Raw genomic sequence first — 13,651 nt, 5'->3', positions numbered from 1 at the left:
CCCCCTCTTAAAGTCCGCGGCTGTTTAATACTTCTGCGATGTGCATCACCTGGATGGGTTTATCAAGACGGTTCAGCCTCCCGCCAATATTCAGCAGGCAGCCGCAGTCAGCACCAATGATATAGTCAGCGCCTGTCTCCTCTATGCTTTGTACTTTTTCGTCAACCATCTGCTCAGAAATAGGAGTCATTTTCACTGAAAAGGTTCCTCCAAATCCGCAGCAATTTTCTGCGCGGGGCAATGGTTTCATCGTCAAATCTTTGACATTTGACAACAGCGTAAAAGGCGCCTCCTTAATACGCAGCAGTCTCGTCATATGACAAGAGGTGTGATAGGCTGCGTTTCCTTTCAGGCTTGCCCCTACATCTGTCACGTGTAATATATCAACAATAAACTCTGTTAATTCATATGTTTTTGCGGCAAGTGCCTCAGCCTTGGCCGACCACACTCGATCTTCTTTTAAAAGATGAGGATATTCTAAAAACATCGCCTTGCACGAACCTGATGGTGTCACAACATATTCAGCTGATTCAAAGGCTTTGATCATGTTCTTCGCTGCTTTGATTGTCTCTTTTGTATAGCCGCTGTTAAAGGCTGGCTGTCCGCAGCACACTTGTGCTTCTGGAAATTCCACTTCAACACCGAGTCTTTCCAATACTTCCACTGTCGCCTTTCCTACATTTGGCTGCATCGTGTCAACTAAACAAGTAACGAATAAATGGACTTTCATCGGCGAACTTCCCTTCTATTGCTGCATTTTGATTCATCATTCTGATCATCTGATGATTAAATAACAGGCCTTAATTTCATTTTAATCCCAAATTTCTGAAATTTCAACGAAGTGATTTGTCTAAAATTTGTACTTATGGTTCGTGTGACTAAATGAAAAAAACGCCCTTTTCATAGGGCGTTTTTGATGTTTATTTTTTGGAATTAATTATAGGTGTTAATGAAAAAGCGCTTTTAAATCCTTAAGTTCCCTTTTATGAAGAATGTATCTTTTTTACTAGTATTGTAATCAATGTTATTATGTGATTTTTCAAACCAATCACTTTTTAAAATTACTATAAGAATGTGTCAACATATGAAAAACTTCTTCTAAACTAAGAGTATTTCCATTCATTTGACTGTCTTGCAATCTTATTTCCTCTAAGCTACCGGTGGCAATACAATTTCCTTTTTCAATTATTACTAGTCTGTCACATAATTTTTCTGCTACTTCAAGTATATGAGTACTGAAGATGATGGAGTTTCCTTTATGAGTAAAGGCTTTTAAATAATCTTTAATTGCCTTTATGCTTTCTGGATCTAATCCTGTAAATGGTTCATCCATAATCAAGAGAACCGGATTATGAACTAAGGCACCCATTAATATAATTTTTTGACGCATACCTTTTGAATAGGTTTTGATTAAGACATCAATTTTTCTTTCAAGAAAGAGTAGTTGGGATAGATCGGATATAAAAAGATCAATTTGATTGGAAGGAACTCCTCTTAATTCACCCATGAAGGTTACGTATTCTCTACCTGTTAAATAATCATATGGACTTAAGTCATCGAATACACAGCCAATCTGTGACTTATATTCATTGGGATCCTCAACCTCATATAAACTTACAAATCCGCTGTCAGGTTTCATTAATCCCGATAATATAGATAAAGTTGTTGTTTTACCCGCACCGTTTGAACCCAATAAGCCTAAAATTTCACCGGAACGTATGTGGAAGCTTATTTCTTTTATCGCAGATATACTGCCATATGACTTGGAAATATTCACTACATTTAACATATAATCATCCTTACTCACTAAATTCACTTAAAGATGAGAAGTTTTTAAATTCCGAATTAGTTAATTTTTTACAGCACAAATGGAAGAGTATTGAGCTAATCATAAATGCCATGGACGAAAATAATATTACGGTTAACAAAGAATTTTTGGAGAGCATGATGATTAAACTCCCAATGATAATAAACAAACTCGACAAAAATTTACTCATGATACTGGACCTTGTACTAGGCAAATCCAGATAGGTTTCTCTTTCATAATTCGGGAAGGTAATACTGGAGACTAGAGCAATTAGTATTGTAACAACCGTAGTAAATAGATTTAAAGGAAGAATTAATAAGAAATTGACGTCAAATACTAAACAGGTTGCTGAACTAACAATAATTGAAAAAGGCAGTGCAACTCCTAACAAACTAAGCACCTTTGCTAAGCAAATTTCTTCTACTCTCACAGGAGTAAGTAAAAGGTAAACGAAACTTTTTCCTTCAAAGTCAGGCGAAAATCTATTAAAGAGTCTATGGATTACCATGACGGCTCCTGAAAGATGGAGAATAGCAAAGATCGATAAATGATTTCCCTCTATAAAAGAAATATTTTTGGAGGCTAAAAGATAATAAGGTATAAATATCAATATGTATTGAAAGATAATTAATAAAAATGTTTGATTAAATCTATACATCTGGATTCTTTGAAAATGTTTATAATCTTTTTCAACAATTTTCCTTGTTAAAATTGGAATAAATTTAAGGTATTTTAGAACCATGGACAATCTGGACAAATACAAATTAAATAAACTGTTTCTTATCTCTGTTCCAGTGACATTGGAATTATTCCGCTGAAAAAAAACAATATATGTATAGACTTCTAAATGTTTTAAAGATTTACCCATTAACCAACAAATACAAATCCCTATAAAAAGGGAGATAGAGAGAATTGTCCATTCATCACTTATAAAATGAAATGGGTTAAAGAACACTAGTAAAGACTGGATAATATAATGGTTGTAAATTAATAAGTAATTTTCCCTCACCAAGCTACTAGGTATATATTCAATAAAAGGAAAAAGAATAGAAAAAAAGAGTATAGTTATTATTATTTTTGTGAATAAAAGAAACAGGCTATAATTCAATCCAATTCTTTTACTTACTTTAGCCGAAATTATTTTCATCACTATATAGATTTTTAACGTCGCTACAATTAATATTATAGGAGTTATAAAAAGAAATAAAAACATCCCAGTTGCTAAACTAAAGTTCAGCTTTGTGGCTATATGAATGAAAAAGAGCACGAATATTACGAATAGTAGTAAACTTTTAAATAATTCACGCCCAATTAACTTACTGAGTATTATTTTATTAACAGATGGAACAATAGAAGATAGTAACTTAAAGTCTTTAAGTTCTAGCATACGGTACACATTAGAATAAACATTGCTAGTCAGAATGAACAATATTATTAATAAAAATAGTCTATAGGCCCATTCACTTTGCTCTTTTCTAGTTAATGGTTCTAAATTTTCAAGCATAAATTCAACTGTATAAGAAGTAAAAAAATTAATAATAGTCAAAGTAACAGTGATGATGATACTTCCTACAAGAAATGGGAGATAAACACTATGCATTCCCCCATTTTTATGGATATACAAAAATCTGTTTAAGATGCTTCTAAATTTATATTTGTTAATCAAATAAATTTCTCTCATATCCATCTACCTCTAAACATCAAAATGATATTTAAAACTAACATCATATACTTAGGAGTATTATTCCCTCAATCAATGACGCTGTGAATAAAAAAATAATATACATAATAAGTAGGACAACCATATCTATTAAGTCCTGCTTCTGTATAAATTTCCGATTTCCACGAATGGATTCAATCGTTATTTCACCAGGTTTTATAGCAAATGCAGTGACTAGAGCTATAGCAATCATCTCAAAAATCCCATGAAATATTGTGAATGTAATTACAGTTGAAATTGACATTGTTTGAGAGATGCTATAGATGGATACTCCAAGTAAATATCCTTGTAAGGAAACATATATTATTGATAAAAAACCGAGCGAAAAAACTCCAATTAACGCTGGCAGCAAGATAATGAAATTATGCGAAAAAATTGAGAAACAAACAGCAAATCCATCATTCTCACTATCACTAACCCCTTCCTCCAAATAACTAAGGGGAATGGTAGTCACGTTGATATCATTGTTAATCGATAAGAATAATATAGTACCGAAAAAGCTAATAAAAACAACTAATAAAGCCAACTTCAACACCCGGAAATTTCTCTTTATAAATAGTTTTAGCCAATTATATTTGGAATGGTTCAGTTTAGCCTTCATATAATCACCTTGTTGAATCAATTGGTTTTCTTTATGTTCTCAATTCGTTTTTCAAATGAGGGGTGACTTTCACGCCATTCAGACTTTCTTCCATAATCTCCTTCTTCTTCTTCAATAAGACTGCTTAATTTAATCAAAGTATTGAGATACAGTGTTTTATTCTCAAGATGGGAAACTGCAAAGTTATCAGCCTGAATCTCAAATAACCGGCTGATTTTCTTTGGCAACCATTCCGTAATGAAAATCATGAGAATTACTCCTACTGGGAAAATAAGAACATATTGCCACCATCCGTTAGCAAGCATAACCTGTCTGGCATAATACATACTGATGCCCATAAATAATGTTACGATCAAAGTTAGAAACATGGTATAATGCGCATGTTTTAACTTCGCATGCCCCATTTCATGGTATAAGATAGCACGAATTTCATCTTTATCAAACTTATCTAACAACCCTTCTGTCACATACACATCGACTCTTCTTTTAAATGGAAGTTTAAAAGAATATATCCATGCATTCACATCCTGTTGAGAGTCTTTTTTCACCCAAATATTTACCTTTTGGTTTGTCTTATTCTCAATATCCTTGCGAATATTCATGAATGCTTCCGTATTTAAAAGTTCATATTTGTTTATTATTTTTTGAATGATTGAGTAACCAAAAATAAATAATAGGATTAGGGCGAAGTACCAGCCACAAAATAGAAAAAGGTTATCCATCATCTTCGCTTGAAACGACAAAGGAAGTAATAAATATGATCCGAAATATAACAAAGATAAGGTGGCAGCACCAAACAAAACAACTTGCTCCCTAACATTCATTAAGAACGAATTTCCTGACGCGCCTTCATTTTCTTCTAAATCTTCAGGCGTATCTTTTGTAGTATACTCAAATGAATAAGCTGTCAATAAAATTGACAGGAAACTAGGTACAAGTATAGAGAGAATAATGCTTAATACATAAGATCCTGTTATTGATAGCACATATCCCATTAAGAAATAATAATTTAATCCCAAGGGAAGAAAAATGGCTAAAACAAAGGGAATAAATAATGTGAATAGGTTTTTCATAGATTCATGAAGATTAAAAAATAAAAATAACATAGCTGGAAAAAGAATTCCCATTAACGTAATTAATATAATATATGTGGTATTATGCTTAAAACCTGTTTTGACCTTAGTAGTTTCTGTTAAATTCGTTAGATTGTATTTAGAGAAAAAAGGATTTTGCGATACCTGTTCCATCTTGATTTTATCATCATGAATAGGTACAAAACCTCTTCTTAGAAAAACTGTTGCCTTATCTTTCATTAATTTGTCAGTTTCAATTGTGCTAATTCCATCCCTAGATGGAATCTCCGTGAAATGTATTTGCTTTCCCCCCAATTGAAAGGCTGCTTCTGATCGATCTTTGGAGTGACCTTCTTGATAAGTTAATAAAAAATCACCTTGATAAAGGGAATGGGAGATTAATACTTTTGGATTATTATCTTTGTTCGAATCAAGTAGAACAAATGGAGAAACAACTGCTGAACGGATACCAACTTCAATCAAAATGACTATTATTGTAATAATGCTTGCAATAAAATAAGAAAGTGAGGCTTTTCGTAACATTTCATCACATCCTACTAACTGATTATAGGGTTAAAACAATTACATAAATGAAGTGAAAATCTCTGGAATTATTTTTAAAATTGTGTTTAGTAAGAAGGTGAAAGCGATAATCATTATGGACATCCACTTACTAGAACCCCTTAACAAAATTTTCACACCTAAATACATGATTATGTACTGCCAAATAACAAAAAAATCTATATTTTTTAAAAAGCTGCTTAAAAGAGTATTATCGGTATCTTTTAATATACCAGAAAATCCTTTAATCTCGTACAATTCTCCAGAAAACATAACTAATAACGAGAAAGAAAACACCTTAATGGCTATAGGAACCCAACTATAACCGATAATACTGGATACCGCTCTGAATTCCCGGTTTTCAGTAGAAAACAGTGATACCATAAAATAGATGACAATTGCTTGAATCAACCACTCTATAAGTAATCCCCCACTTATAATAAAAGTGAAAATACCAATAATGATAGCTGAATTAGACAACTTTTCTTCTAATTCAAACAGGTGAGAAATTTCCTGTATTAAAAATTGTGAGGTGGATAGCACTAAAAATATTCCTATTAGCATAATTAAAATGAACGGATAAAAATTCTTAGGTTTTTCAATTAATTTATTAAATAAAGATATTGGTTCAAATAATACAGATACGAATGATTTGACGCCCTCTACAATTCCTTTCATCACACGGCTCCCCTTATACGTAATTAGTAAAGAAGAAGTAGTTATGAGAATCATAACTACTCTTCATTACTTACCATGTAACAGCTGCTTTTTTACCTTTTCGTTTGATATACCACTTTAATGACATCCTTGCTGCCCAAGCGATAGCCGTTACGGTTCCAAATGAAAAGGCACCTAACACTATAGATATTGCCGAAGCAACGTCAGACCCCGTCATCACCATGTTGACAATTTTGGATGCCTTTTTTTGAGCCTGGTTCCAAGTAGTCTTTTTACTATATTTATTAATGATTTTGGCAAGGTTCACTTCTAATGATGATTTTTCTAAAGTCTGAATATTAGAATTACTAAATTCGTTTTGATTATACTTCACTGGTGACCCAATAGTTCCAAACATCACTAAAATAGATAAAAAGGCCATCCCAAAAGCGGCTAGGATTTTAGAATGTTTACTATTAATTTTTCCCACAATTACCACCTCCTCCTATTATTATATAATATTACTATAAATAAAATTAGAGTTCAACATTATCATATGAAAAAAAGATACTTTTTTACTATTTTTTGTTGGTTAAAAGATTGTTAACTCCTACGGGTATAAAGCTGATGTAAGAGTAGAAAAAATAAGAGGGAGATTAACCATTGAGTTGATCTGTTTATATAAAAAAACGTTATATTGACAGGGCTACAGTTGGAGAGGAACTTAATGATGCTTGAAGCATAATCCACATGAGAAAACGCCCTTTTAAGAGCGTTTTCAATGTTTATTTTAAAATCAATTCACGAATTCTTTCTTCAATAGGTGTTAACGGCCGGCCTAGTAATGTTTCGAAATCTTCACTTTCGACAGCTAAAGCACCATCGCGTATGCCGCTTTGAATGGCTTTGACAAATGGCACTGCTTCTTTTGGTACACCATTTGAAGCTAAAAAGTCTCCAAATGTGTCTACATCTATTTTTTCTACTTTGATTTCTTTTCCACTCACCTTACTAACAATTTGTGCAAGTTCAGTGTGTGATCGAAGCGGTCCTGACAGTTCATATATCTCCTGATCATGTACGGGAAGTGTTAACGCATTTGCTGCCGCTTCGGCGTAGTCATTTCTTGTTGCCCAGCCAACCTTCCCTTCGCCAATAGGGCTTAAAAATGGTGCACCGCTGACTGAGGCCAGAATCGTGTCTTTTTCATTTTCTACATACCAGTTGTTTCTTAAAAATACATGAGGAATGCCAGAGGCCAAAATGGCTTCTTCTGTTTTGGCATGGTCATGTGCAAGGACAAGCTGACTCTCTCTTGCATTGACAACACTTGTATAAGCAATAAACCTCACATTTGCTGCTTTCGCCGCTTCAATTGCCGCTTTATGCTGCTCGACGCGGTCTCCATCCGCCGTTGAAATGATCAACAGACGGTCAATGCCTTCAAATGCTGATGTCAGGGTGTCTGGCTGAGTAAAATCTCCACGGCGTACATCCACCCCAGCATCCTTCAAATGTGCTGCTTTTTGCGGATTTCGAACACTGACTGCAATTTGTTCAGCCGGTACTTTTGTGAGCAAATGCTTGACGACGAGCGATCCAAGTTGTCCTGTTGCGCCTGTTACTAATAATTTCATTTGTTTGACCTCCTCATTTTTCGTTCAACGGTGATGTGCATACGTTATAATCAAAATGGTTACAACAAAGGTGTAAAAAAAGCTCCAATGTATGAGCTTTTTATTCCGTCTCTGTCAATAATTGCTGAATTGTCACTTGCTTTAGGTGATTCTCAAGTGCAGCTTGTGCTTCTTTTAGTTCATGCCGAAGTCTCGTGTCCATCGCTTGACCAATCGGGCATGCGATGACGGGCTGATGAAAGTTAAATAATTCTTCATCCTCGCTTACATCCACAGCACGATACACATCTAACAGCGTAATGTCCTCAGCTGCTCTTTTTAAATAAGCACCGCCTACTCCTCGGCGAATCTCAATGAGACCCGCCCGTTTGAGCATTGCCATCATTTTTCGAACAATGGCTGGATTTGAATTCACGCTCTCTGCAATAAAATCACTAGTACACTCTTTTGAAACACCTGCAATAAATGACACAATATGAACAGCAATCGGATACCTGCTGCTAATTTGTTTCACAATATTTCACCACCGTTGTAATTAATATAGTTACAATGAGTGATTTTGTCAATCAATAAACGGATTTTTCTTTCGATCCCAGTCCTCATATGTCATGATATCGTAGTCTTCTCCTGTATCAAGCTCAAGCGGCGCAATGCATTCAAGCAGATTCTCATCTGGGTCAAGAAAATAGATCGCTGCATGAAATTGCGGCGGATTATCGAGAACTAAAGGCTGCTTTTCTTCTGAAAAACCAAACATTGGGTGAATGCTGATGCCTCTTTCAATCAGCCAAGTCTTAATCTGTTCGATACTGGACGTTGTAATTTGAAAGGCAACGTGCCGAGTCGAGGGATGGTATGGAAAATTGTTCATATCTACTTTCCACAGGCCAAGCCAGCTCTTTCCTTTCTCAATCCATAAAAAAGCAACTCGTTCATTTTCATGAGCAAGTGTCAATTCCAATTTTTCATAAAACGCAATCGATGTCTTCAAGTCACTCACAGGTAAATGTGCTTCATATAAACCTTTCATCATCATCAAAATCACTCCTTTTCTACCTTCTATTCTGCAGGAGTTGATGATATTCTGCCTCAGCAAAACGATGTATTTTATCCCTAACATTAGTTTGAGAGACATTGTATGTTTGACCCTTTGCAGATGGGGGAAGATGTTCAAATAAAATAAAAGAAAGGAGCGGTCCATATGCCTTGGACGATGAACGATTATCCAGCTTCATTTCAATCATTAGACAACGTCATTCGAAAAAAAGCGCTTGAGATTGCCAATAAAATGATCCAGGAAGGATATGAGGAAAATAGAGCCATTCCAATTGCAATCAGTCAAGCGAAAGAGTGGAAAAAGAACGCAACAGAGAAAGAGGTAGAGAATTTTTCATCTCATGGTTCTGTCAAACCTTCAGAGAGCAGCAGCTCCGCAAGACCAGAGCTCATGGATCATGCGCAGCATGTAGTGAAACACGCGGAAGGCTGGGCGATTCAAACAGAGAAAGCGAAACGAGCAAGTGAGGTCAAAGAAACAAAACAAGAAGCAATTGACCGTGCAAAGGAGATTTCAGCTAATAAAGGAACTTCCGTTGTCATTCACCGAAAAGACGGGACGATTCAGGACGTGTTAAAGCCGCAATAAGACCGCTTGTCAGCGGTCTTGTTTTATGCATTCTTTTCTTTTTTCGCTGGTGTTTTTCTTTTCTTAGGTGCTGCTTTTTTCGCTTTGGCTGGTTTTGATCGGTCAATCGAGGCTTGTAGTGCGGCCATCAAATCAGTCACATTGGCTGCAGGATCTTTTTTGCCTGTCGTTTCTGGCTGAACGGTATGTTCTCCAGATATTTTATTGCCAATTAAATTCATCAGCTGTTCTCTGTATTCATCTTGATATGCCGCTGGATCGAATGTCGTGGTCAGCTGCTCGATTAAAAGGAGTGCTGTATCTAACTCTTTCTTTACAATGTTCTCCTCTTGGGGGATATTCGGTACATCTGATACTTGTCTAATTTCGTCAGGGAAATGAATGGTTTCCATCAGCAAAATATGTTCATAGCACCTAACGATTGCTAATTGTTCCTTTGAGCGGATCATAATCTTTGCGACACCAATTTTCCCCGATTCCTCTAAAGCTTTTCTTAATAATGAATAAGCCTTCGCTCCGCCGGTATCCGGTGATAAGAAATAACTTCTTTCATAATAGATTGGATCAATCTCTTCAATTTTTACAAAATCAATGATTTCAACGGCTTTTTCTTCATTTTCTTTTCGCAGTTTTTCCAGCTCTTCATCGTCCAATTCAATAAATTTATTTTTCGCATATTCATACGCCTTGACGATTTGTTCCGGCGCTACTTCTTCACCGCAATTGGCACATACTTTCTTGTAGTTAATGGGCGTGTGACACTCTTTATGCAGCTGTCTTAATTTAATGTCTTTGTTCTCTGTAGCGGTAAACAGCTTGACTGGAATATTGACCAATCCGAAACTAATGCCGCCTTTCCATACTGTATGCATCGCGCTTCCTCCGTTCTTTTCTCCTTACTATGTAATGTTTTCATCAGACTTATGTATGTGATTGAAAATTTCATCCCACTCTAAGAACACATGATATAAGGAAGTGACATGCACAATGAAACCTATGCGATTAACACCTGCACATGATATACCTGCCGGTGCAGACTGGGTATATGAATTAAAATATGATGGCTTTCGGGCTATTCTTGTATGGGAAGAAGACGAGATTCGTTTAGAAAGCAGGACCGGAAAACGGCTAAATAAGCAATTTCCTGAAGTGATGGATCAATGCGAACAATTAAGAGACCAATTTGCTCCTTTTTTACCGCTGACACTTGACGGAGAATTGGTCTTTTTACTAAGTGAACAGCAAAGTGAGTTTGCGAAGGTTCAGCAAAGAGGCAGGCTGAAAAACAAAGAAGCCATCCAAAGACAGGCTGAACGATTTCCATGTCATTTCATTGCATTCGATCTATTAAGCTGCAAAGGGAAACCCCTCGTTGATTCACCGTTGATGGAAAGAAAAAATCAGCTGCAGCAATTATTCCAAGAAGCGAAGCTCCCCTCATCAGTTCAGCTAGAGCACCCTTCCCTTTTGCAGGTCATTCATACAGACCCAGACTCTGATCACATGAAAAACGTGATGACGACGTATTTAGCAGAAGGACTAGTAGCGAAAAAAAAGACGAGTAAATGGCATGACAATACTCGTTCAAAAGAATGGCTTAAGATGAAAAACTGGCGGTATGTCTCTGTCATTGTCACCCGTTTTGACAAAGAAAATGGCTATTTTCAAGGTTCCATTTATCAAGATTCGGCTCTCATCGAGGTTGTCCAATTCAAGCATGGTTTTTCTAAAGAAGAAGAACAAACGCTGCGTACGCTATTTCAGACAAAAGGCCAGTTAACAGGAGGATCTTTATACGAAATCCCTCCTTCTATCGTTGCCAGCATTGCTTGTATATCCTTTGATGGATCGGCGTTAAGAGAGCCGCGTTTTACTTCCTTTTTACTGGATGCGGATCCAGCAGCATGTACATTTCAGCAAATGCTCAAACAGCTGTATCCACTCCCTGCTGCTATAGAAGTCACTCACCCTGAAAAACCGATTGTCCCGGCTCTTCAACTAAACAAGGCAGATTACTTACTTTATTTAAGACAAGCGGCTCCCTACCTTTTGCCCTTTTTACGTGAAAGGCGTCTTACTTTAATTCGGTATCCGCATGGCACTGGAGACGAATTCTTTTATCAAAAGTCGACACCTGATTATGCGCCGGATTTTGTTTTAACAGATGAAGTTGATGATATTTCTTATACGGTCTGTAATGATCCTCGTACGCTTCTTTGGCTTGGCAACCAGCTGGCGATGGAATTTCATATCCCTTTTGAGACAAGAGATACGGATCGGCCGACAGAAATCGTCTTTGATCTAGACCCGCCATCTGTAAATGAGTTTCATCTAGCCATAGAAGCTGCTAAACGAATCAAAGCGCTTTTAGACGGGCTTTTTCTCACAGCCTTTATTAAAACAAGCGGAGGTAAAGGGCTTCAAGTCTATATTCCTTTAAAGAAAAACGCCTTCACATACGAAGAAACACGACAATTCACTGCGTTCATATGCCAATTTTTATGTGAGCAAGCACCGGATCTTTTTACTCTGGAACGTCTTAAGAAAAAACGCGGCAATCGCTTGTATTTAGACTACATTCAGCACGATGCTGGGAAAACAATCATCGCTCCATATTCTCCAAGAGGAAATGAGCTTGGGCTTGTTGCGACACCGCTTGAATGGGACGAACTCTATCATGATGAGCTTCATCCTTCTCTTTTTACGATGCCAGCTGTTATAGAGCGTTTAAAGGAAAAGGGCGATCCATTCCGCCGTATGAGGCACCTTGTGAATGATGATGCTTTTAGACAAGTCTTACATCAGCTTGCACACATGTGACCATCTCATCAGATGGACATTTGCGGTCATGAAGCGTTACACTTATTCATTAGAGAGGAAGAAAGGGATGACTATTTTGACCGCACATTCATTTCGAAATACAGCTTTGATTTTCTTATGTCTTTCCGCAGGAATTGTGGATGTGATTGGCTATTTAAGCCTAGGGCATGTGTTTACAGCCAATATGACAGGTAATATTGTGCTGCTTGGCATTGCAGCAGGAAGCTCCTTGCAGCTAACAGCCCTTCATTCCATCATTGCGCTAAGTGGATTCGTTTTAGGGGTTTTAATTGCAGTTGTGATAGGCGGAAATCACGAGAAAACGTTTTGGCCAAAAGCCGTAACACGCATTTTTATCATCGAATTGATGATTTTGCTTCTATTTGCTCTCATGACCATTTTCCCTTATACACAAGGTGCTTACTTTATGCTGATCATCCTTTTAAGTATGGCTATGGGCATGCAAACGGCGGCCGCTCGTAAATTGAATGTTGCTGGCATTTCCACAACCGTTCTCACGAGTACACTTGCTAACCTATTTGAAGATGCAGCTCAGCGTATATCATACCGAGAGAAAAGAAAGGCCCCTATCCAGCTTGTAAGCTTGATGCGAATAGGCTCTATTGTCTTCTACTGCCTAGGTGCAGCTATTGCTGCATACACAGATCGTTACGATCCGTTTATCATCATCTGGATGCCTATCATCATTCTAGGCATCATTGTGATCACTGCTGGATTGAAGCAATTTCACCAATTGAAATAGCCTCTCTTTAGATGGCTATTTCAATTATTGTGATCTTACACTAATAACTCCTGACATAAAAACCAGGAGGGCGTCCCATGATGAACGTAGAACCATATGGATATCCAGAAAATGTCCCGAATCCTCCGTACCCGGGAAAACCGCCTAAGCCAGAGAATACACCAGGACTCAAATAATACCCGCCAAAGCCGATATGGGAACCAACCGGCCCAATATGTGCCCCACCTCCGCTAAAACCGCCTCCATGAAAACCACCATAAACCCGTGGATACATACAATCACCTGCCTTCGAATCAGACCTTATCTCATCTTATGCATGACAAATGGGGCGGTGCTCCTGCTTTTTCATTCCTTCTATGTACATTAG

14 protein-coding genes are annotated in these 13,651 nt (G+C 36.9%); 3 read left to right on the top strand and 11 right to left on the bottom strand.

Features of this window, described 5'->3' with window-relative positions:
- Positions 1-7 precede the first annotated feature (7 nt).
- The 10 genes from AAZR19_RS10245 to AAZR19_RS10200 form a co-directional block, all read right to left on the bottom strand.
- Positions 8-730, bottom strand: a complete 723-nt coding sequence (locus AAZR19_RS10245) for a (Fe-S)-binding protein (RefSeq protein ID WP_041109202.1) — start codon at positions 728-730, stop codon at positions 8-10.
- Positions 731-1,048: 318 nt separating this feature from the next.
- Positions 1,049-1,789: an ABC transporter ATP-binding protein gene (locus AAZR19_RS10240; protein ID WP_041109200.1), complete on the bottom strand. Its 741-nt coding sequence runs from the start codon at positions 1,787-1,789 to the stop codon at positions 1,049-1,051.
- A gap of 10 nt (positions 1,790-1,799) precedes the next feature.
- Positions 1,800-3,488: a hypothetical protein gene (locus AAZR19_RS10235; RefSeq protein WP_041109198.1), complete on the bottom strand. Its 1,689-nt coding sequence runs from the start codon at positions 3,486-3,488 to the stop codon at positions 1,800-1,802.
- Positions 3,489-3,531: 43 nt separating this feature from the next.
- Positions 3,532-4,053, bottom strand: coding sequence for a stage II sporulation protein M (locus tag AAZR19_RS10230; RefSeq protein ID WP_157841466.1), 522 nt, complete (start codon positions 4,051-4,053; stop codon positions 3,532-3,534).
- A 92-nt stretch (positions 4,054-4,145) separates the two neighbouring features.
- The gene (locus AAZR19_RS10225; RefSeq protein WP_041109194.1) at positions 4,146-5,744 is read right to left on the bottom strand and encodes a M48 family metallopeptidase; all 1,599 of its coding nucleotides are present in this window, start codon (positions 5,742-5,744) and stop codon (positions 4,146-4,148) included.
- Between the two features lie 39 nt (positions 5,745-5,783).
- Positions 5,784-6,440 (bottom strand): YIP1 family protein, encoded by a 657-nt coding sequence (locus AAZR19_RS10220; RefSeq protein ID WP_041109192.1) that lies wholly within the window; start codon positions 6,438-6,440, stop codon positions 5,784-5,786.
- Between the two features lie 70 nt (positions 6,441-6,510).
- Entirely contained in the window at positions 6,511-6,909 is a 399-nt protein-coding gene (locus tag AAZR19_RS10215; protein WP_041109190.1) for an uberolysin/carnocyclin family circular bacteriocin, read from the bottom strand.
- A gap of 295 nt (positions 6,910-7,204) precedes the next feature.
- Positions 7,205-8,056 (bottom strand): SDR family oxidoreductase, encoded by an 852-nt coding sequence (locus AAZR19_RS10210; RefSeq protein ID WP_226014830.1) that lies wholly within the window; start codon positions 8,054-8,056, stop codon positions 7,205-7,207.
- 100 nt (positions 8,057-8,156) lie between these two features.
- On the bottom strand, positions 8,157-8,570 hold the full coding sequence (locus tag AAZR19_RS10205; protein WP_087975390.1) for an Rrf2 family transcriptional regulator: 414 nt from the start codon (positions 8,568-8,570) through the stop codon (positions 8,157-8,159).
- Positions 8,571-8,618: 48 nt separating this feature from the next.
- Positions 8,619-9,092, bottom strand: coding sequence for a VOC family protein (locus AAZR19_RS10200; protein ID WP_076839712.1), 474 nt, complete (start codon positions 9,090-9,092; stop codon positions 8,619-8,621).
- A 165-nt stretch (positions 9,093-9,257) separates the two neighbouring features.
- On the opposite strand from AAZR19_RS10200, the gene AAZR19_RS10195 reads away from it, so the two are divergent.
- On the top strand, positions 9,258-9,701 hold the full coding sequence (locus tag AAZR19_RS10195; protein WP_434703049.1) for a DUF2188 domain-containing protein: 444 nt from the start codon (positions 9,258-9,260) through the stop codon (positions 9,699-9,701).
- Positions 9,702-9,724: 23 nt separating this feature from the next.
- Here the strand turns inward: AAZR19_RS10195 and AAZR19_RS10190 are convergent, their stop codons facing one another.
- Positions 9,725-10,573, bottom strand: a complete 849-nt coding sequence (locus AAZR19_RS10190; RefSeq protein WP_434703047.1) for a Ku protein — start codon at positions 10,571-10,573, stop codon at positions 9,725-9,727.
- 115 nt (positions 10,574-10,688) lie between these two features.
- On the opposite strand from AAZR19_RS10190, the gene AAZR19_RS10185 reads away from it, so the two are divergent.
- Both AAZR19_RS10185 and AAZR19_RS10180 read left to right on the top strand, forming a co-directional pair.
- A complete protein-coding gene (locus AAZR19_RS10185; protein ID WP_434703045.1) occupies positions 10,689-12,521 on the top strand; it encodes a DNA ligase D in 1,833 nt (610 codons plus the stop codon).
- Between the two features lie 67 nt (positions 12,522-12,588).
- Complete coding sequence (locus AAZR19_RS10180) at positions 12,589-13,284, top strand: YoaK family protein (protein ID WP_434703043.1); 696 nt, start codon at positions 12,589-12,591, stop codon at positions 13,282-13,284.
- The last annotated feature ends 367 nt before the right edge of the window (positions 13,285-13,651 follow it).

The sequence above is a fragment of the Bacillus sp. Je.9.29.b genome (genome assembly GCF_051129925.1).
GTDB classification, from domain to species: Bacteria; Bacillota; Bacilli; order Bacillales; family Bacillaceae; genus Bacillus; species Bacillus safensis.
The sequence above is the reverse complement of the archived record's forward strand: the minus strand, read 5'-3'. Positions and strand labels throughout refer to the sequence as shown.

Excerpts from the sequence above, each read along its gene's own strand:
- AAZR19_RS10245 (WP_041109202.1), bottom strand. The coding sequence starts at position 730 with ATGAAAGTCCATTTATTCGTTACTTGTTTAGTTGACACGATGCAGCCA.
- AAZR19_RS10240 (WP_041109200.1), bottom strand. The coding sequence starts at position 1,789 with ATGTTAAATGTAGTGAATATTTCCAAGTCATATGGCAGTATATCTGCG.
- AAZR19_RS10235 (WP_041109198.1), bottom strand. The coding sequence starts at position 3,488 with ATGAGAGAAATTTATTTGATTAACAAATATAAATTTAGAAGCATCTTA.
- AAZR19_RS10225 (WP_041109194.1), bottom strand. The coding sequence starts at position 5,744 with ATGTTACGAAAAGCCTCACTTTCTTATTTTATTGCAAGCATTATTACA.
- AAZR19_RS10220 (WP_041109192.1), bottom strand. The coding sequence starts at position 6,440 with ATGAAAGGAATTGTAGAGGGCGTCAAATCATTCGTATCTGTATTATTT.
- AAZR19_RS10210 (WP_226014830.1), bottom strand. The coding sequence starts at position 8,056 with ATGAAATTATTAGTAACAGGCGCAACAGGACAACTTGGATCGCTCGTC.
- AAZR19_RS10200 (WP_076839712.1), bottom strand. The coding sequence starts at position 9,092 with ATGATGATGAAAGGTTTATATGAAGCACATTTACCTGTGAGTGACTTG.
- AAZR19_RS10195 (WP_434703049.1), top strand. The coding sequence starts at position 9,258 with ATGCCTTGGACGATGAACGATTATCCAGCTTCATTTCAATCATTAGAC.
- AAZR19_RS10190 (WP_434703047.1), bottom strand. The coding sequence starts at position 10,573 with ATGCATACAGTATGGAAAGGCGGCATTAGTTTCGGATTGGTCAATATT.
- AAZR19_RS10185 (WP_434703045.1), top strand. The coding sequence starts at position 10,689 with ATGAAACCTATGCGATTAACACCTGCACATGATATACCTGCCGGTGCA.
- AAZR19_RS10180 (WP_434703043.1), top strand. The coding sequence starts at position 12,589 with ATGACTATTTTGACCGCACATTCATTTCGAAATACAGCTTTGATTTTC.